Origin of the sequence: Virgibacillus salarius (assembly GCF_039521925.1) — a bacterium.
Taxonomy (GTDB): Bacteria; Bacillota; Bacilli; order Bacillales; family Amphibacillaceae; genus Virgibacillus; species Virgibacillus salarius.
In genome coordinates, this window is record NZ_BAAACY010000170.1 from 16,434 (window position 1) to 35,911 (window position 19,478).

22 protein-coding genes are annotated in these 19,478 nt (G+C 36.2%); 13 read left to right on the top strand and 9 right to left on the bottom strand.

What is annotated here, in order from left to right; translation table 11 throughout:
• Positions 1-7: 7 nt before the first annotated feature.
• Positions 8-208, top strand: a complete 201-nt coding sequence (locus tag ABDZ84_RS20410) for a sporulation YhaL family protein (protein ID WP_121604856.1) — start codon at positions 8-10, stop codon at positions 206-208.
• A 91-nt stretch (positions 209-299) separates the two neighbouring features.
• Here ABDZ84_RS20410 and ABDZ84_RS20415 read toward each other — a convergent pair whose 3' ends face one another.
• From ABDZ84_RS20415 to ABDZ84_RS20425, 3 genes are all read right to left on the bottom strand, one after another.
• Positions 300-1,196, bottom strand: coding sequence for a peptidylprolyl isomerase (locus ABDZ84_RS20415; protein ID WP_026680578.1), 897 nt, complete (start codon positions 1,194-1,196; stop codon positions 300-302).
• 103 nt (positions 1,197-1,299) lie between these two features.
• Positions 1,300-1,485 (bottom strand): hypothetical protein, encoded by a 186-nt coding sequence (locus ABDZ84_RS20420; protein ID WP_026680579.1) that lies wholly within the window; start codon positions 1,483-1,485, stop codon positions 1,300-1,302.
• 656 nt (positions 1,486-2,141) lie between these two features.
• Positions 2,142-2,696 (bottom strand): DUF3267 domain-containing protein, encoded by a 555-nt coding sequence (locus ABDZ84_RS20425; protein ID WP_026680580.1) that lies wholly within the window; start codon positions 2,694-2,696, stop codon positions 2,142-2,144.
• 209 nt (positions 2,697-2,905) lie between these two features.
• Between ABDZ84_RS20425 and ABDZ84_RS20430 the strand changes: the two genes are divergently transcribed.
• The gene (locus tag ABDZ84_RS20430; RefSeq protein ID WP_026680581.1) at positions 2,906-3,250 is read left to right on the top strand and encodes a DUF1878 family protein; all 345 of its coding nucleotides are present in this window, start codon (positions 2,906-2,908) and stop codon (positions 3,248-3,250) included.
• A gap of 271 nt (positions 3,251-3,521) precedes the next feature.
• Here ABDZ84_RS20430 and ABDZ84_RS20435 read toward each other — a convergent pair whose 3' ends face one another.
• On the bottom strand, positions 3,522-4,010 hold the full coding sequence (locus tag ABDZ84_RS20435) for a GbsR/MarR family transcriptional regulator (RefSeq protein ID WP_026680582.1): 489 nt from the start codon (positions 4,008-4,010) through the stop codon (positions 3,522-3,524).
• A gap of 360 nt (positions 4,011-4,370) precedes the next feature.
• Between ABDZ84_RS20435 and ABDZ84_RS20440 the strand changes: the two genes are divergently transcribed.
• From ABDZ84_RS20440 to ABDZ84_RS20455, 4 genes are all read left to right on the top strand, one after another.
• Positions 4,371-5,570, top strand: coding sequence for a quaternary amine ABC transporter ATP-binding protein (locus ABDZ84_RS20440; protein ID WP_026680583.1), 1,200 nt, complete (start codon positions 4,371-4,373; stop codon positions 5,568-5,570).
• On the top strand, positions 5,563-6,417 hold the full coding sequence (locus tag ABDZ84_RS20445) for an ABC transporter permease (protein ID WP_026680584.1): 855 nt from the start codon (positions 5,563-5,565) through the stop codon (positions 6,415-6,417). Before ABDZ84_RS20440 ends, ABDZ84_RS20445 begins: the two co-directional genes overlap by 8 nt.
• Before the next feature lie 70 nt (positions 6,418-6,487).
• Positions 6,488-7,393 carry a glycine betaine ABC transporter substrate-binding protein gene (locus ABDZ84_RS20450; protein ID WP_343782817.1) on the top strand — a complete coding sequence of 302 codons (906 nt, stop codon included), beginning with the start codon at positions 6,488-6,490 and terminating at the stop codon, positions 7,391-7,393.
• Positions 7,394-7,486: 93 nt separating this feature from the next.
• On the top strand, positions 7,487-8,401 hold the full coding sequence (locus tag ABDZ84_RS20455) for a glycine betaine ABC transporter substrate-binding protein (RefSeq protein ID WP_166530603.1): 915 nt from the start codon (positions 7,487-7,489) through the stop codon (positions 8,399-8,401).
• A 133-nt stretch (positions 8,402-8,534) separates the two neighbouring features.
• On the opposite strand, the gene ABDZ84_RS20460 is transcribed toward ABDZ84_RS20455, so the two are convergent.
• The 3 genes from ABDZ84_RS20460 to ABDZ84_RS20470 all read right to left on the bottom strand — a co-directional run bounded on the left by ABDZ84_RS20460 (position 8,535) and on the right by ABDZ84_RS20470 (position 10,121).
• Entirely contained in the window at positions 8,535-8,894 is a 360-nt protein-coding gene (locus ABDZ84_RS20460) for a YtxH domain-containing protein (protein ID WP_026680587.1), read from the bottom strand.
• Between the two features lie 120 nt (positions 8,895-9,014).
• Positions 9,015-9,536 carry a tryptophan transporter gene (locus tag ABDZ84_RS20465; RefSeq protein WP_166530602.1) on the bottom strand — a complete coding sequence of 174 codons (522 nt, stop codon included), beginning with the start codon at positions 9,534-9,536 and terminating at the stop codon, positions 9,015-9,017.
• A 153-nt stretch (positions 9,537-9,689) separates the two neighbouring features.
• Entirely contained in the window at positions 9,690-10,121 is a 432-nt protein-coding gene (locus ABDZ84_RS20470) for an HIT family protein (protein ID WP_343782821.1), read from the bottom strand.
• A gap of 682 nt (positions 10,122-10,803) precedes the next feature.
• On the opposite strand from ABDZ84_RS20470, the gene ABDZ84_RS20475 reads away from it, so the two are divergent.
• Together ABDZ84_RS20475 and ABDZ84_RS20480 are read left to right on the top strand one after the other, a co-directional pair.
• Positions 10,804-11,550, top strand: a complete 747-nt coding sequence (locus tag ABDZ84_RS20475) for an ABC transporter ATP-binding protein (protein ID WP_121604860.1) — start codon at positions 10,804-10,806, stop codon at positions 11,548-11,550.
• The gene (locus ABDZ84_RS20480) at positions 11,543-12,754 is read left to right on the top strand and encodes an ABC transporter permease (RefSeq protein ID WP_026680591.1); all 1,212 of its coding nucleotides are present in this window, start codon (positions 11,543-11,545) and stop codon (positions 12,752-12,754) included. Before ABDZ84_RS20475 ends, ABDZ84_RS20480 begins: the two co-directional genes overlap by 8 nt.
• Before the next feature lie 262 nt (positions 12,755-13,016).
• On the opposite strand, the gene ABDZ84_RS20485 is transcribed toward ABDZ84_RS20480, so the two are convergent.
• Together ABDZ84_RS20485 and ABDZ84_RS20490 are read right to left on the bottom strand one after the other, a co-directional pair.
• Complete coding sequence (locus ABDZ84_RS20485; RefSeq protein ID WP_026680592.1) at positions 13,017-14,192, bottom strand: amidohydrolase; 1,176 nt, start codon at positions 14,190-14,192, stop codon at positions 13,017-13,019.
• A 198-nt stretch (positions 14,193-14,390) separates the two neighbouring features.
• Positions 14,391-14,828, bottom strand: a complete 438-nt coding sequence (locus tag ABDZ84_RS20490; protein ID WP_026680593.1) for a ferritin-like domain-containing protein — start codon at positions 14,826-14,828, stop codon at positions 14,391-14,393.
• 108 nt (positions 14,829-14,936) lie between these two features.
• Between ABDZ84_RS20490 and ABDZ84_RS20495 the strand changes: the two genes are divergently transcribed.
• From ABDZ84_RS20495 to ABDZ84_RS20515, 5 genes are all read left to right on the top strand, one after another.
• The gene (locus ABDZ84_RS20495) at positions 14,937-15,587 is read left to right on the top strand and encodes a phosphatase PAP2 family protein (RefSeq protein WP_026680594.1); all 651 of its coding nucleotides are present in this window, start codon (positions 14,937-14,939) and stop codon (positions 15,585-15,587) included.
• Between the two features lie 88 nt (positions 15,588-15,675).
• The gene (locus ABDZ84_RS20500) at positions 15,676-16,914 is read left to right on the top strand and encodes an MFS transporter (RefSeq protein WP_026680595.1); all 1,239 of its coding nucleotides are present in this window, start codon (positions 15,676-15,678) and stop codon (positions 16,912-16,914) included.
• Positions 16,915-16,927: 13 nt separating this feature from the next.
• Complete coding sequence (liaF, locus tag ABDZ84_RS20505; RefSeq protein ID WP_026680596.1) at positions 16,928-17,659, top strand: cell wall-active antibiotics response protein LiaF; 732 nt, start codon at positions 16,928-16,930, stop codon at positions 17,657-17,659.
• A gap of 12 nt (positions 17,660-17,671) precedes the next feature.
• Positions 17,672-18,703, top strand: coding sequence for a sensor histidine kinase (locus ABDZ84_RS20510; protein ID WP_026680597.1), 1,032 nt, complete (start codon positions 17,672-17,674; stop codon positions 18,701-18,703).
• A gap of 15 nt (positions 18,704-18,718) precedes the next feature.
• The gene (locus tag ABDZ84_RS20515) at positions 18,719-19,351 is read left to right on the top strand and encodes a response regulator (protein WP_026680598.1); all 633 of its coding nucleotides are present in this window, start codon (positions 18,719-18,721) and stop codon (positions 19,349-19,351) included.
• Positions 19,352-19,478 lie beyond the last annotated feature (127 nt).

Consider the following 19,478-nt stretch of genomic DNA (forward strand, 5'->3'; position numbering starts at 1 on the left):
CTAAATGATGATACTAGGAGTGCCTTGGTGGGTATTCGTAATGATCATATTTATTTTTCTAAGCGGTTTTATGGCATTTCGAGCAATGCATGCCGAGAAAAAATTGGAGCACCAATTTATTGAAAAAGAGGGAAAGGTGTATATGGATCGTTTACGGGCAGAAAGGGAAAGGAAGCAAAGGCAGGAGCAAGAAAAAGAAACATCTTAATTAAGGGCTTCTGTTTAACAGAGAAATCTTGACATATGGTATGCAAAAGGACTAGTCCACGAATTGTGACTAGTCCTTTAAAGTTTGAAAGTTATCCTTTAGCTTCGGTATCCTCTTTAGATTCCTTTGCTTCTTCCTTTTCGAACATATCCTTATATTTATCAATCTTCACTTCAATGTCTGCATCTTTAAGAATATTATCAATTTTCTCTTGCGCTTTTGTTGCATCCATTTTTTGTGATAATAGTTCACGACGTAAATCTTCTTTTACATCTTCATATTTCCCAATATTTTCTTCTTTATCACGAATATCATTTACTTTAATGATATGGTAACCATGTTGGGTTTTAACTGGATCACTTACTTCGCCCTTTTTCATGCTATAAGCAGCATCCTCAAATTCGGGTACCATTTGACCTGATGAGAAGTAACCAAGGTCACCACCCTGTTCGGCGCTCCCAGTATCAGTAGAATATTCTTTAGCTAACTTTGCAAAGTCACCACCGTCATCAACTTTCTTTTTGACTTCTTTTGCTGTTTTTTCATCTTCTACTAAGATATGCTGTGCTTTAATTTCAGTGTTTTTTCGTTCATAAAGATCTTTTAGTTCTTCTTCTTTAATGTCTACATCTTCTGAGACAGCAGCTTCTTGAAGTAGACTGATTTTGATGACACTACGTAATGCGTCTTCACTGCCAAATTGCTGTTGTACGGCAGCGTCAAACTGATCACCAAGCTGGTCTTTCATTTTCTTGATTTCTTCATCTACTTTGTCATCGGATACATCGTACTTATCTTCAAGTACTTCGATAGTTACCATTTCTTGAAGAATCTTTTCACCATAACGATCTTTTAATTCTTGGTAAAATTCTTCCTTTGTCACATCTCCTGCGTTAGTTTTCACGACCGCTTCATCGTCACCTGAGCTACATGCTGCAAGTGTGAATAATCCTGCAGTCAATGTGACAGCAATTGCTGTTTTCTTCATACATGAACACTCCTAATCTGCTTGTACAATAATCTCCCCTAACAATAAATATAACATATTAGGATATAAAAAATACAGCCTTATATGAAACAGTAGGGTGTGCTTATACCATTACATTCATTACTCGTACGTAGGAACACACAAGTAAGACGGTTACCATAATGTTTATAACTCGAAACATTTTTCCTTGCTTTAAGGTCTCCATTTCCATTTTTAGACAAAATTGATGCGTTAATGAATTAAAAATAAGTAATATAATAAATCCATATAAGAGAAAGATAATATTCATCGTAGGACCCCCTTGTCGTACTTAACAAACAACTTGTTTTTCTCCTCTATAATTACATTCTACAATATCCTATTCATTACTGTATCAAAAGATTAACATTCTGAACAGAGAAGAATATTCTAAGTTTCAAGAAAAAAGGAAAGAGGATGGGACAAATTACTATAAATATGTATAATCGTTTTATTAATATAGGTATCATCGCCATATCCTGAGAAATATACTCGCTTTCCGTAGATGGCCTCAACTAAGTTGATAAAGGAAAAAGTTACAAGTGGTCATCGGACTTGTGCTGTTCCCGTAGGGTTACGAAGACTTCGGAAGCAATACATCACTCAGAGAAGAAGCGCGCTTCTTTTTCAAAAGATAAGAAATCATAAAATTTGTTCATGTGGGCGTGCTCCAACTCTGGCGCCCAGAAACTAGGTGACTTCACGAATCGCCCTAATCTAAATCATCATCGGCTCGCAAGCACACCGTGATGCTTTTATCTCCGTTGACTAGCTCCAGTCGCTACGTTTCTAATCGGGCGATTACGCATTTATTCAGGAGTCAGATGCTAAATCATTTATTTTAATTAAAAAAGAACTATAATTAATATCACAACTAATTATAGTTCTTTTTTATTGTTTCTTATTTACTTTTGTCTCAGAAGAATCTTAGTGTTGATGCGCTCTTATTAAAATATCAAATCCATTACCATCTTCTCTATTTTCTATTAGTGATCGCTTAGGTGCTTTCCAAAGATATGCTACATAAAGTAAATCAATAAATGCGATACCGATATTGGCCGACGTCAATATGATAATATAGACAGAGTAATCGATAAAATAATAGCTTGCAACTAGCCCAGGTATCGTAATTAAGATAGTAGGTGCTAGCGCAACTAATAAATATGCTTTTTTTGTTAAGTGATATTTCGTATAATAATAAAATACAGGAAAAACGTTATATTTCATCTTAAAAATTACTTTTATTCGTTTATTCATCAGGATCAAAGGAAGTATATGCATACATGAATGAACTGTCGGTAACAGCACAAGCAATAGCAGGAAAGGAATAATACCCTGTTCATTCACTTCATTTGTTCCTTGGGCCAATGTAATAGGTACATAGAGAAAAATAAATGAGAGTAAGGCAGTTAAAAAAGACACAAGGTACAAACGACTTTTGCCAAATTCTTTTGCAAGGTTGATTGATTTCCAGCAATTCATTTTTGATCCCTCCATCATGCTTCTTAGAAGTTTTTATCCTTCAAGAATGATAGTACGATTAAAGGGAAAAATCAATACTTTTTTTATACTTTTTTTGGACGTTAAGAAAAGTTTATAATACAAGTAAGGACATGCTGCTATAGATCGTTTAATATTAAGCCTATGTAAGGTAGACGTAAAGCGTGCTAGTAGGGGAGGAGTATGATAAAGTGGGCACTTTCAATGAGGCTGAGACAGCAGCTTTTCATTTACAACTACTTTCCAAAATAATTGATATGGATGAATATCCATTTACGAAATTAGTGATTGAAAGAAATTTAACAAGAGAAGAATTTGCTATTCTAATGGAGCGCCTCGAGAAGCTTAACGAACAATATGAAGCACAAAAAGAAGAAGGTCTGATTCATTTCTCATCATTACTTATTCATTTTGCAGGTATGTTAACAGAAAAGCTTGAACCGGATAGTACGATTAATGCGCTGCAACGAGAAGGCTTCTACCCCTCTCTCATGAATGAATTTATTCGTATAATCAAACAAAATAATAAGGGTTAGAAAAGAAGATAATGTACTGAAATTATCTTCTTTTTTATTGTCTGGAAACTATAAAAATTAACATGTGGATAAATATGGGTATGTTGATCCGCGTCCAGCGCAAGCGCCCAGAAACTAGGTGACTTCATGAATCGCCCTAATCTAAGTCATCATCAGCTCGCAAGCTCATCGTAATTCCTTATCCCCCGTTGACTTGCTCCAGTCGCTACTTTTGTTCTGCTATAAACAATGGTCCGCGATTATTTCTTTTCATGCTTATTGCACCTAAATACTATTCCTGCTTCATCTCGCGAAATAAATCCTCGACTTGCTGATGGAACTGTATTAAATGATGTAACCTTGATTCCATATGAAGATAAAGCTTAGCATTGGAATCAGAATCCTTTCCTTCTTTAATGATGTCATTAATATCTTCTAGAGATACTTTTTGCTGATTCGCTGCATCTATCCATTTGCTAATATAGGAATTCATAAATGACTTGAATAATTGCGTATGTGCTTCATAAAGATCTTTTCTGACCCCTTTTTTCCAAACACGTGTTACAAGATTCTGGTCTGAAAGTGAGCGTATGCTCGTACTCATGGAAGTTTTGCTTTTTCCGAGGGCTTCAGCCATTTCGTCTAATGTTTTTGGCTTTTCTGATAAGTATAAAAAGGCAAACAATCGTGACTCTAACGGGGTAAATCCGAACATCTCTACAGTTTTTGAAAATTCCAACATGATTTTATTGGTGATTATTTCTGTTTGAGGTCTATTCATAAAATCCTCCTAAAGCCTTGATATATCAAGATTACACTAATTACCCAATGATTAAAAACTGTTTATCTACTAGTATTTTAAAGGAAATCGGAGGTATACAAAGCAAATTTAATGTAATGTTCGTACAGTATAAACTGTACAAAAAATATATACAAAACTAATAGAATTTAAAGTTTGTATTGTATCTTTAAAATCGTTATAGTAGATAAAGTAATTGAATAATTTGTTCGGAGCTCGTGGAAATCTATATAACATGCAAGATAGTTTTGCACGCGTATTTTTGTGTAGCTATCCTGATAGAAAAGTATTAGTCCCTTCATCATGGGTCATGGGCTGAAATAGAAAAAAGAGGTGAATGAATTGCCAGTAATAGAAGCGAAAAATCTATCAAAAGTTTTCGGTAAAAATCCGAAGCAAACGCTAAAGCTTCTCGATAAAGGTTTGTCAAAGGATGCCATCTTAAAAGAAACAGGCAACACAGTAGGGGTGAATCGGGCGTCCTTTTCTGTTGAAGAAGGGGAAATCTTTGTCATTATGGGGTTATCTGGAAGTGGTAAATCAACATTAGTACGGCTAATCAATCGCTTGATAGAGCCTACTGAAGGAACCATTATGATAGATGGAGACAATTTAGCAACGATGGATAAAAAATCATTGCGCGAAGTCCGTCGAGAAAAGCTAAGTATGGTATTTCAAAAGTTTGCATTGTTTCCACATCGTACCATTCTAGAAAATGCTGAATACGGTTTGGAAATTCAAAAGGTTCCAAAGGAAGATCGTAAGAAAAAAGCGCAGGAAGCACTAGAGTTAGTAGGTTTAGGAGATTATATTCATCAGAAACCAAGTCAGTTATCAGGTGGAATGCAGCAACGAGTTGGTCTTGCTCGAGCATTGGCTAACGATCCTGAAGTCCTTTTAATGGATGAGGCTTTCTCTGCATTAGATCCATTAATTCGTAAAGAAATGCAAGATGAATTACTAGATTTACAAACGACTATGCAGAAAACGATCTTGTTTATTACGCATGATTTAGATGAAGCATTACGGATTGGAGATCGGATTGCACTCATGAAGGATGGATCAATTGTTCAGATCGGAACACCTGAAGAAATCTTAGTCAATCCTGAAAATGATTATGTTGAAAAGTTTGTTGAAGACGTTGACCGTTCAAAGGTATTGACTGCACAGCATATTATGAAACGCCCAGAAACAGTAAACATGGAGAAGCATGGTCCACGTGTAGCTTTAGAACGCATGCGCGAAGAAGGATTATCTAGCATTTTTGTAGTAGATAGCAAGCGTAACCTGAAAGGCTATATAACCGCCGATGATGCATCAGAAGCTCGCAAAAAAGAAATTAATAACTTAACAGAGGTTTTGAAGAATGATATTCCGAAAGTCGAAAGAGAAACACCGATGCATGAGATTTTTGACATTATCCATGATTCACCAATTCCAGTAGCTGTAGTGGAAAATGAAAAATTAATTGGAATTATTGTTCGAGGTGCAGTTCTTGCTGCACTATCCAGTGATGGAGAGGTGAATTTAGAAAATGCTTAATAATGTATTAGATTTTGTTCCAAAATTACCGATTGCAGAGAAAACGAAAGACGCAACGGAATGGATTACGGAGAAGTTTTCCTTTTTATTTGACCCGATCAAAGAACATTTCGGAAGTTTTATGGAGAGTACATCTGAATTTCTAATATCTGTTCCGCCGGTTATCATAATTCTTTTAGTTGCAGTTATTGCATTCTTTATTTCCGGTAAGAAATTTGGTCTAGCTACTTTTTCGATTGTTGGACTTTGGTTTATTTATAACCAAGAATTATGGGAGCACTTAATGAGTACCTTTACACTTGTATTACTTGCTAGTATTTTATCGGTAATTATTGGTGTGCCTGTAGGAATTCTGATGTCAAAAAGTAGAATAGCATCAGCAATTATTACGCCGATTCTTGACTTTATGCAGACAATGCCAGCCTTTGTATATTTAATACCGGCTGTTGCCTTTTTCGGAATTGGTATGGTCCCTGGTGTTTTTGCATCACTGATTTTTGCAACACCACCAACCGTTCGATTTACAAATTTAGGAATTCGTCAAGTTTCTCAGGAATTAGTTGAAGCTTCCGAGGCATTTGGTAGTACAGGAGCACAAAAGTTATTTAAGGTAGAATTACCAATGGCAAAAACGACGATTATGGCAGGGATAAACCAAACCGTGATGCTTGCACTATCTATGGTAGTTATTGCTTCTATGATTGGTGCACCTGGGCTTGGTAGAGAAGTACTATCTGCATTGCAACGAGCTCAAGTAGGAACTGGTTTTGTTGCTGGAGTGGGAATTGTAATTCTTGCGATTATTATCGATCGAATTACTCAAAATATGAATAAGCAAAAACAATAACCTATGTTGGTATCTTTTCTAATGAAAAGTTTCCATATATAAATTTTAAATAAAAGGGGAGATTAGCATTATGTTTAAACGTAATTGGAAACGCCTTGGTCTAGTAGCAGGGCTTTCATTATCATTATTTGCAGCTGGTTGTGGCTCTGATGATGAGTCAACAGGTAATGGTTCTGATGAAGGAACAGCTTCTGAAGGTGAAGCAAAAGAAATTGAATTAGCTTATGTTGAATGGGATTCAGAAATTGCTTCTACACACGTCGTTGGAAAGGTTTTAGAAGATCAAGGCTTTGATGTGAAATTAACACCACTTGATAACGCTGTAATGTGGGAAGCTGTCGCAAATGGTGAAGCAGACGGTATGGTGGCTGCGTGGTTACCAGCAACACATGCTGACCAATATGAAGAATATGGTGATCAAGTAGAAGAACTTGGTACAAACCTTGAAGGTGCAAAAATTGGATTAGTTGTGCCTAAATATATGGATGTAAATAGCATTGAAGACTTAGATGCACAAGCCAACAAAACGATTACTGGTATTGAACCAGGAGCTGGTGTTGTTGGAGCCGCTGAACAAGCCTTAACAGATTATGACAATCTGAAGGGATGGGGAGTACAAACCTCATCTAGTGGAGCAATGGCAACGGAATTAGGTTCAGCTATTGAAAACGAAGAAGATATTATTGTTACTGGTTGGACTCCACACTGGAAATTTGCTAAATATGAATTAAAATATTTAGAAGATCCAAAAGGTACATTTGGTGAAGCAGAAACCATTGATACGATGGTTCGTAAAGGGCTTAAAGATGATATGCCAAATGCATATAAAATTCTAGACCAATTTAACTGGACTACTGAAGATATGGAAGCTGTAATGCTTGAAATTTCTAACGGAACCTCTCCTGAAGATGCAGCTGCTGCATGGGTAGAGGAAAACCAAGAAAAAGTAGATGAATGGGTTAAAGGAGTAGAATAAGTAAAATGACAAGCTGATACAAATCGTATCAGCTTTCCTATTGATATAAATTAATGAGAGGATGTTTAGGTGAGTAATAAGAAATGGTTAGCCATGTTATGTGTTGGATTACTATCTGTATTTGTATTAGCTGCTTGTGGTTCAAGTGAATCGGAAGATAAGCAAGCAGATGGTTCAAAGGAAGCTAGTGAAGAAACGAATTATAGTGAAGCAGTGAATTACACGATCACTGGTATTGAACCAGGAGCAGGTATAACTGTTACGACAGAAAAAGCAATTGAAGAATATGAAACATTGTCTGGCTGGGAATTAGAGCAGTCATCAACAGCTGCGATGGTAACAGAGTTGGAAGATGCTATTAAAAATGAAGAGCCGATTGTTGTTACTGGCTGGAATCCACATTGGATGTTTGCGAAATTTGATAATATTAAATATTTAGAAGATCCAAATGGAATTTATGGCGATGTAGAGGTTATCAAATCATTAGCTCGTAAAGGATTAAAAGAGGATAAGCCTAATGCTTATAAATTAATTGATCAATTCAATTGGAGCGTTGAAGACATGGAAGGTATCATGTATGAAGCCTCTGAAAGTGGTAAGGATATTGCAGAAGTTGCGAAGCAATGGGTAAAAGACAATCCTGAAAAAGTAAAAGCCTGGACAGAAGGCGTAGAAGATGTAGATGGCGTATCCATTGAGTTAGTGTCTACTCCATGGGATTCAGAACGCTCATCAGCAAATGTTGTAGCAGAGGTATTACGTCAAAAAGGATTTGATGTGACCATCACTCCGGTAGATGTGGCTGTTGTATTTGAGGCTATTGCCAATGGTGATGCAGATGCTACCTTAGCTGCATGGATGCCTATGACACACAAAGATTTCTATGATGAATTCAAGGAGGACTTTGTAGATATGGGTGCAAATCTAGAAGGAGCAAAAATCGGGCTTGTTGTACCAGAATACATGGATATTGATTCGATTGAAGACTTGCAAGCAAAGTCAAAGTAAGTAGGAGAAGAATATCTTATGCAAGATAGTGACGCTGAAGTTCCTACATTTGTTCAAAAAGCACAAAAAGCTTACTGAGGGGGAACCTTGCGTAAGCTTTTTGTGCTTTTCCTATTGATTTAACCTTTTGGGATTACTGTGTTTTTACTTTTTCCTCTAAATCTTTTAAACTCGACTCAATTTGTTCTAAATAATGGTGAATATTTTCTTGATGGGGTTCTACAGTTGCTTTCCAATCACCTACAGATTTTTTCATATCTTGGGTGAGCTCCTTAATTAAGGTCGCACCCTCCTGAGAAGTGGCACGAATTTGTTTTTTTAAACGAAGTCCATCTTGTTTTAAATTCAATAACATGTCTTTCCATTCTAGACTTTTGCTTTTTACTTGGCTGCGAAAGTCTCTACCTGTTGATGGAGTGCTTAATAAAGTAACTGCTGCACTAACACTCCCTCCAACTAGGATACCTAATAATAATGATTTACTGTTAGTCATTATTTATTCGCTCCTTTCCCCTCATAGTTATATTTACCTTTAAGGGGTATAGTGTCAAACGTAATTAATAAGTAATTTTTAAAAAATCCTCCGACATTGTGCCAGAGGATTTGATATCGATTAAGTAGATACAAGTGGCTGTGACCTCTTTATAATACGCTGTACAATCGGAAAAACGACAGCCATAATAATTGTATTAAGTAATGCAGCTGGTAATACAGCAAGCCCAAATAATGCCAAGAATGAGCCATCCATTAAACCGATAATGAATAAAGCTACACTTAAGAAAATTGCACCAGAAATCATGGTACCCACTGCTGTAAGTAGTGGGGCACTAATCGAATTATTTAAGCGATTTTTCAAAAGCAGGTACAAAAGTAAAAAAATAACTGCAGTAATTGGCTTATCAATAAGATTTGCGATTTGCCCTCCCGGTGCTGTCGTCGTTAATGCAGACACAATTCCTGTTACAATCGCTACTATCGCTACATACTTTAACGTAGGAAACAAAAGGATTCCTAAAAACATCATAGAAAGTAGCATGTCGGGTTTAACTCCAAAAATTATCGGCGGAACTACTGTATGCAGTACTGCACCAACACCTACTAATAGGGACAAAGTAACCAGCGCTTTTGTATTCATTTATACCTCTCCTCTTCTCAGCTATCTCTGCTCTAAACAAGTAACGCTTTGCTCCTCAACTGTACACTGATTGTCAGCTGCAGGAGTATAATGCTATTATAACAAATTTGTCATCGAATATAAAGATTCGTAGCTTTATTTTTAGCCAGTTTATTACAATTTAATAGCGCTATTGATTTCGCTTGCAATTTGTTGTAAATCATTTGATGTATAGTCGTCAGTATGCACTGTCCAATTGGAAGAAAATCCGTCATTCTCCACGTAGCGAGGTAAAATATGGATATGTAGGTGAAATACGGACTGATCGGCAGCCTTCTCATTATTATTTAGTAAGTTCATTCCAATCGGTTTATACGTATCTTTAATTGCATTCGCAATTTTGGGTACGCGTTCAAATAGCTTAGAAGCTACTTCTGCTGGTGTTTTGTAAATATTTTTCACATGTGTTTTTGGAATAACCAATGTGTGGCCTTTAGCTACTTGACTAATATCGAGAAATGCATAGACGTCTTCATCCTCATACACCTTAGCGGAGGGTATCTCTCCATCAATAATTTTACAAAAAATACAATCTTCATGACTCATTCGTATCACCATTCCTCTGCTTTTTATTTTATTGTATATAGGAATAGCCGTCATTGTAAAGAATTCTATTGTGAAAATAACAGAAAGTTGAAATAGAAGTGATCTGTACAAAAACAGACTAGCCCAAAGGACTAGTCTGATGAAGGGAAAGAATGTCTTCTAACGCGGGGACATTGTAAACAACTGTCTTAAAAGCAATTAGCTTTTTGCTACGCTCATTTACAAAACCTTTTTGTTGTATCTTCTTAATGGAAGATGTGCTCAAAAAAAGGATTTATATCATTAGATTACCGTTCACAAACACCTCATTTTTGTGTTTAATCCACGAATTCAGTTAGATATCGATCACTAACACCTCATTTGTGTAAGAATACACGAAATTTACATTAGATACTCGATCGCTGACACCTCATTTGTGTTTATCACACGAAAAATACTTGTTTCTGGTGAACTTGGTTACATCCTTATCCCTTCACTAAATAGTGTTTACGCGAGTTTAAAAATTATACAATTTTTTTGTAAATCATTTGCCCTCTACTAGAGAGGGAGTCACCTATTCCTTAACAATGAATGTTAAACAGGCTAGTATTATTCGTTTTGTCGAAAAAAAGCATATAGTTTACTTTGGTTTTCCCTTCCACAAATGATAAAATATACACTAGACGAAGAGGAGGAGCCAATCGTGGAAGCATTATTACATATTAACAATCTATACGGCGGATACACGCATAAAAATGTACTTCATGGAATATCTTTTGACGTGCATTCAGGTGAAATAGTTGGATTAATCGGGTTAAATGGAGCAGGGAAAAGTACGACTATTAAGCATGTCATTGGTTTGATGCAGGCAAAAAAGGGGACAGTCTCTGTTAATGGCAAGACGTTTAAAGAAAATGCGGAAAGTTATCGTAACCAAATGGCCTATATCCCTGAGATGCCAATACTTTATGATGAATTAACGCTTTATGAGCATCTTCGCTTAACGGCAATGGCTTATGATATACCAGAAGAAGTTTTTGAAAAGAGATTACAGCCATTACTTAAAGAATTTAGAATGGAGAAAAAGCTAAATTGGTTCCCGGTTCACTTTTCTAAAGGTATGAGACAGAAAGTAATGATTATGTGTGCTTTCTTAATAGAACCACCATTGTACATTGTAGATGAACCGTTTGTTGGATTAGATCCCTTAGGTATTCAGTCATATTTACAACTTATGGAGGAAATGAAGAATAATGGTTCTGGTGTTCTAATGTCTACACATATATTGGCAACTGCTGAACGATATTGTGATCGCTTTGTAATATTACACGATGGTGAAATTAGGGCAATGGGTACGCTTGAAGAATTACGTGAAAGCTTTAATATGCCAGGTGCAACATTAGATGATTTATATGTTCAATTAACAAAGGAAGAAGATAGCCATGTTTGATTCACATGCTTTCTTTAAAAATCGATTTGCTGCTCATGTAAAAGAGACAAGCCGTTATCTACGCTACATTTTTAATGGACATATTGCTGTAGCTCTGCTTTTTTTCATTTCTGCGCTTGCGTTTTATTATCAAAAGTGGCTCCTAGAAATACCAGAAAATTTCCCTGCTGCAATAATTATTGGTACAGTATTCGGTATGATTGCTAGCTATAGTCCTGTACGCACATTACTTAAAGAGCCTGATCTTGTATTTTTAATTGCTGCAGAACATAAAATGGGTCCTTATTTTCGGAATACCTTGCTTTATAGCTTTATCATTCAACTCTATCTTGTTTTATTAGCTGCTGCAGCATTGGGACCACTGTATAGTACTATCTATGATAGGCGATCAGGTCAAGTCTATATGATTACCATTGCTGTTCTACTCCTATTTAAAGCAGGAAATTTAATTGCAAATTGGTGGATGCTTAAGGTTCGAGAACCTGGCGTACGTCGAACAGATATTACAGTTAGAACAGTGCTAAATGTAGCGGTATTTTACTTCTTAATCGATGGTAATATGCTGTTAGCGGGTATAAGCACTGTCTTATTTACAGCATTATTCCTCTATATTTATCAAACTTGCCGTAAGCAGCCAGGAATTGTTTGGGATTTACTCGTAGAAAAAGACCAGAATAGAATGCAAGCATTTTATCGTCTTGCTAATATGTTTGCTGATGTACCTCATTTAAAGAGTCGTGTGCGCAAGCGACAATGGCTTGTAAAGTTGGTAAGCAGCTTGCCATTTATGCAGAAATACACGTATGATTATCTATATCGAGTTACCTTTATTAGAAGCGGCGATTATTTAGGTATGTTTGTAAGACTGATTGTAATAGGCGGACTGTTTATATATTTTATTCCATCATTCTGGTTAAAAGTAGTTTTTGCTATTTTGTTTTTATACTTAAGCAGTTTTCAGATGATGGCACTTTATCAGCATCATAGAACGGTGATGTGGATAGACCTTTATCCAGTTTCTAAGGCTGTGCGTCAAGCGTCATTAATGAAACTGTTATTTCAGTTAACTGGTATACAAACCGTTATATTTTCCATTGTATTTATCGCTTTAGGTCAATACTTAGGAATGGTAATCTTCCTTATCAGTGGAAGCTTGTTTAATTTTCTATTTATTCTTGGGTATGTAAAGAAAAAATTAGTATAAAGAAAAAGAATCTTGGACGAAAGTAAATAAGAACCAATAAAAAACAAACTATAATTAGTTATTAGTTAAAACTAATTATAGTTTGTTTTCTGATTAAAATAAATGCGAGATTCCTTGGAAAAGAGGCGTGCTTTTCTACGTGCGATGAATCACTACCGAAACCTTCCGTATCCAGCGAGAGGGCTCTGCCGGTGGAAAACGATTATATTTTAGGCTGCGGCATCGTTCCAAGCTCTTTGAGAGATAAAATCCTTAATTGTAATTATTCCTGTTCCTGATAAGCAAAGTAGGCTTGAATGAGTGTTTTTGCAGCAATCGGCATGGATCTCTCATCAATATCAAATTTAGGATGATGGTGTGGATAAGGATCTGCATGCTTTTGCGCACCGGTAAAGAAAAAGGCTCCAGGCTTTTCCATGAGGTAATAAGCGAAATCCTCTCCTGCCATAGACGGATTAATTTCCTCTGCTTTATAAATATCCTCAATATCTTTCTCGGCAATTCGCAGAACTAATTCAGCTTCTTTTGCATGATTAATAAGCGGAGGATAGCCTTTCACATAGTTAAAGGAGTAGGTTGCTTCACTGCTTATACATACTCCGTTTATAATGCATTTCATATCCTCAATAATCTTGTCTTGGAGTTCGGGATTAATATAGCGTACAGTGCCAACAATCTTTGCTTTGTCTGCAATGACATTAAAGGCCTCACCAGCCTCAAATACGCCTACAGTTACAACGGCCGTATCTAATGGATCTACACGTCTACTTACTATTTGTTGAAGCTGAGTAATTAAATGAGAGCCGATCACAATCGCATCCTTTGTTTCATGTGGGTAAGCCCCGTGACCACCTTTTCCTTGAATAATAATCTCGAATCGATCCGTTCCTGCCATAAATGCTTGTTTGGAAGTCTGCAGAACACCAACAGGTGTTGTTGCCCATAAATGGGTGCCGAATACCGCATCGACGTGATCTATGGCTCCTGATTCAATAATTGGCTTAGCTCCACCTGGTGCATATTCCTCTGCATGCTGATGTAAAAATACAATGGTTCCTGGAAGTTGATCTTGATATTCTTTCATAACCTTTGCCAGTATTAGTAAGGTAGCGGTATGGCCGTCATGCCCACAAGCGTGCATGACACCATCAACTTTGGATTTGTAGGGAACATCCTTTTCATCTTGAATAGGGAGTGCATCAAAATCAGCACGTAACGCGATCGTTTTGCCTGCCTTTTTCCCCTTCAGGGTTGCGATTACACCGTTTCCCCCTACGTTTGTGTCACAAGGAATACCTAGCTCGTTATAATAATTAGCAATAAATGCAGCGGTTTTTGTTTCTTGAAAAGAAACCTCTGGATACTGATGCAAATGTCTACGTATATGAACCATTTCTGAATAGAGCTGATCAATGGACTGATGGACTTTTTCTAACAAGCAAAAGACCTCCTCGATGTTTTTTCACTTATTATAACATTGAAAAATATTTATTAGGCATGTATACATGAAAATTGAGGATAATTTCATGTATGGACGGATATATGTAAATACATATAGAGAAAAACCCCTACCTCCATTTCATTTGAGGTAGGGGTTAATCGCTAATAAATTTTGTTCCGAAAGCAAACTGTTTATTTATGATGCTAATCGAGGGTCAGCTAATAGACGCTCAATTTCCTCTTTATGTTGTGTTTCGTCAGTAATTAGATCCTCAAGCTTAACAACTAGCTCCGTATAACCTAAATTCTCCGCTTGCTTTTTACGTTTTTCATATCGTTCAATGGTAGCAGCCTCTGATTGAAGTGTGGCTTCTAATAAATCCTTTACTTCCGTAGGCTGAGGAATATCTGCAGCTTTTGTTGTCGGATTACCTCCAAGTGATTTTATTTTCTCAGACAAATATAAAGCATGACCTAATTCATCATTGATTTCTGCTTCAAAGAAAGGCTTGAGGGCTGAGCGGTATAATCCGTATACAACGGAAGCACTATAAGTATACTGTATGACAGCTGCATATTCATGCGATAAGTCTTCATTTAGTCCATCGATTAATAATTGTAGTTCTTTTTCCATTTATTACTCACCCTTTATAAAATTTGTTTGTTCTATAGATACATTTCCCTATCTGGTTTTTTTAAAACCTATTTTCATGTATTATAAATAGAAATAGGAGGGATAAGCATGCAGTATAGCCGTAAATATATCCTTCTACTTTTAATGATAGCTCTGTGTATTAACGGTTGGTGGATATATCAAATCATGAATCATAAACTTCCTTATCTAGACCAATGGACAAGGGATCCTGTCATCGGATTAGAAGAAGATTCCATACTTTATGAGGTTTTCCGTTTTCTTACAGATTTAGGCTCTTGGCCATTCACTATTCCATTCGTGATTATTATGGCAGTTGTATTTTGGTTCCTCTATCAGGATTGGTTACCAGCTGTAATACTTAGTGGTGGCACACTCTTAACGCATTACATAAACGTTGCGATCAAACATCTTGTTGATAGAGAAAGACCTAGCATATTAGTTGCCGCAAATGCAGAAGGTCATAGTTTCCCTTCAGGCCATGCCATGATACCGATGGTTTGTTATGGTTTATGCGCTTATTTTCTATCTCAACGATTACAATCGTCCAAGAGGCGGTTTATCATTGAATTTTTCTTTGCTATGCTCATATTTTTAATAGGAATAAGCCGTTATATTATTAATGTCCATTATTTAACAGATGTGCTCGCTGGGTTTCTTATTGGTTTTCTTTGTTTACTAGTGAGTATTAATCTCTACCAGTGGTTACAAAAGAAACGCTGTTATCCGTCTCGAGGCTGAATTAAAAGCATCCTTTGGAAGGTTTCTCTCGTTTATAAATATAAGTAAGCTAAGAATAGTTCGAATTTGACGAGGGGGAGTTTTTTCAATGGATGCTACAGTACAACAAAATCAACAAGAAGGTTTACCGATATTTAAAAATCGTAATTTTATATTATTATTTATTGGATCATTGTTTTCTGCACCAGGATATTATGTCTATTTAATTGGTGCAGAATGGCTTATGCTCTCATTAGATGACAATCGATTTTATTTTGGGATGTTATTCTTCGCAGCCTCTGTACCACGGTTATTATTATTGACAGTTGGAGGAATAGTAGCAGATCGCTTTAATAAGCGTACGATTTTATTTATTTCTGATTTTACAAGGGCAATTTTAATTTTCGTTTTACTATTATTTTTATTTATGGATGCGGTCACCGTATGGCACTTAATTGTGCTTGCTGCATTATTTGGCATTTCCGATGCTTTTAGTTACCCAGTTATTAATTCACTAACGCCAATGATCTTGGAAAAAGAGCAGTTACAGCGAGGTAATTCTCTTATTCAAATGACGACACAGATTAGCCCGATTTTAGGACCTGCACTAGGCGGAACATTAATAGCGTTACTTGGGTTTAAAGGCGTTTTTTCTGTAGCATTTGTCATGTTACTTATCGCTTCTTTGACTGTATTATTTATGCGATTGAAGCAAGCGGACGCGACAGGGGAGAAGAAGACACCGTTGGAGGATTTAAAGGAAGGCTTCTCCTACGCTAGAAAAAATGAACTGATTATGTCCATTGTTTTTACTGCATTCTTCTTGAACTTCTTTTTTACAGGGCCATTTTCAATAGGGATGCCTATCATTGTAAAGGACATTTTTGCTGGTAATGCAATTAGCTTGGCCACTGTACAAACAGCAATGGGGATAGGTGCATTGATTGGTGCTATTTTCCTAGCATCGATAAAGCTAAAAAAGCAGGGATTAACTGTCATTATTAGTTTAATCGTATTAGGAGTTATCTATACTTCTATCGGTATGTCATCCTATCTTTACCTAACTGCTGGCTTAGTTGCTAGCCTGGCATTCCTTTTACAATTAGTAAACATACCAATCATGACGATTTTACAAAAGTCGACGGAGAAACGAATGCTTGGCAGAATGATGAGTCTATTAATGACTGTATCAACAGGACTTGTTCCAATCTCTTATGTTATTACATCATTATTAATTGCTGTCGGCGTGTCGATACAGACAATTATTATCGTCAGTGGAATCGTCGTTATGTTCATTGCCATATATAATTTAAAGAACAAGAAACTACGAACATTAATCTCTTCATAAAAGGGTGAACAGAATGAAAAATATGGTGCGCTATTTTATTGCGATTACTTTCATTGCAATAGGCGTCATGCTCGTATTAGCTAATATTGGAGTAATTCATTTCAATTTTTCTTTGGCTTGGTCATATATTTATCCAATATTTTTCATCGTAATTGGATTAAAGTGGTTATTTGATTTTTTAAAAAAAATTGGGGGGAGCTGGATCTTTGGCTCCTTTTTTATCCTATTCGGAACGTTACTTCTATTGGATCGATTCGAAATCATTTCCTTTACATTTGGGGATATATTTAAGTTATGGCCATTATTAATTATTTATATTGGCTTTATGCTTGTAGGTAGAAAAAAAATGAAGGTTGAATATAAAGGAGATCATGGGGATCATACCTCTATGTTTTCGTTTGGTAGTCATGAATTTATTAATCAGAATTGGAAAGTAGAGCCAATGAAGCTAAGTAACTGGGCTGGTGATTTCTACTTTGACTTTTCCAAGGCATTTATTCCAGATAAAGAAATACCGATAACCATTCATTCACTCGCAGGTGATGTAACAATTCTAATGCCTGAAAGTGTTGAGTTCAAGGTGTACGCTTCTGTGAAGGCAGGGGAAGTAAATGTTATTGGTCAAACGGCAGAGGGGATTAATCGTTCCTTAACCTATGAAACAAAAGCTTATGATACATCCCTTCGAAAAATTGACTTTAATATCAAATTAAAAGCTGGATCGATTCGAATAGATTATGTGTAGGAGGTTAACCACATGAATCAGCGGTTTGCTAGTATTCGTTACAGTTATATTCGTTCACATATATATGGATTGTTTCTAACATGTGTAACGATTTTATCTATATTACTCTCTATCTATGTATTATTTCATCCAAATTGGTTATCTGCTGCAAGTATATTTTTATTTATCTCGTTATATATTGGATTAGCACTAATTATTTCGGTATATGCAGGGTTTAAGTCTGGTGGAGATGTTAAGGATCGTTTTGACTATCTTTCTGTACAAATCACCCAATTTGCTAATGGTAATTATACGACAAAAGTTTATTTTAACGAAGGAGACGAGATTACGCGTATTGGTAATGAAATGAATGAGCTCGGTGAAAAATTACAAAATCAAGTACGTTCCTTACAACGAATGGCGGATGAAAAGTCTGAATTTGCTAAATCAGCACATAAAGCAGCTGTTATAGAGGAAAGGCAGCGAATTGCTAGAGATTTGCATGACGCAGTCAGTCAACAGCTATTTGCGTTAACGATGTTATCGGAAGCGGCGATTAAGCAATTTGACAAACACCCAGAAAAAGCAAAAACACAAATGATTGAAGTGTCTAAAGCCGCACTTCAATCACAGGCAGAAATGCGTGCATTGTTATTGCACTTACGTCCCGTATACCTTTCTGGAGAGTCATTGTCAGATGGTATTTCTAAATTAATAAATGAATTACAACAGAAAAGCAATATTGAATTCCATATTAGTATTCCTAATCAGTTATCGGTTTCTTCAACAATTGAAGAACAAGTTTTCCGAATAGTTCAAGAATCATTATCAAATATCTTGCGTCATGCAAATGCAACCGAAGTACGTATTGATATTGCGAAACGATCCAATGAGTTATTTATGCATGTTCGTGATAACGGAAAAGGCTTTGATGTATTACATGAAAGAAAAACATCCTATGGATTAAAAACAATGAAAGAGCGTAGTGAAGAGCTAGGAGGGACATTCTCTGTTCGTTCTAATTTACAAGAAGGAACTTACATTGATATTCGAATTCCGTGTTAAAGGGGGAATGAGGCGATGATACGAGTGGTTGTTGTAGACGATCATGAAATCGTGAGGAAGGGATTAACTGCATATTTGCAAACAGACGATGCTATAGATGTAGTAGGGGAAGCTTCAAGTGGTAATGAAGGAGTAGAACTTATTCGTGAAACCAAGCCAGATGTCGTGTTAATGGACTTAATTATGGAGGATGGAACTGGTATTGATGCCACACAGAAAATCATGGCTACGAATCCTCCATGTAGGATCATTATCTTGACAAGTTACTATGATGATGAGCAGGTATTTCCAGCACTAGAAGCAGGTGCTTTTAGCTATCTATTAAAGACATCTTCAGCTACTGAGATTACGGACGCAATTAAAAAGGCTGCTGCAGGTGAAACAGTGATTGAGCCGAAAGTAGCTGGAAAAATGATGTCGAGCTTTCGTTCTGTTGAAAAAAAACGGCATGATGAATTAACAGAACGTGAATTAGAGGTGTTATTATGTATTGGCAATGGAATGACCAATCAAGAAATTAGTGAGAAATTATTTATTGGTATTAAAACGGTAAAGACACATGTGAGTAATATTTTATCTAAACTAGAGGTCCATGATCGTACACAAGCTGCTGTGTATGTTCATCGTAATCATTTGTCAGGTAATTAACTAGCAAATTTCATAAAATTGTCACAGAATAGGAGTGATTTTAAGCTAGCCTTTTGTCATTCACCCCCTAGATTTGTATAATACATATGTAGTAAACTAATAGGATAGTATTCGATAGTGCGATAAG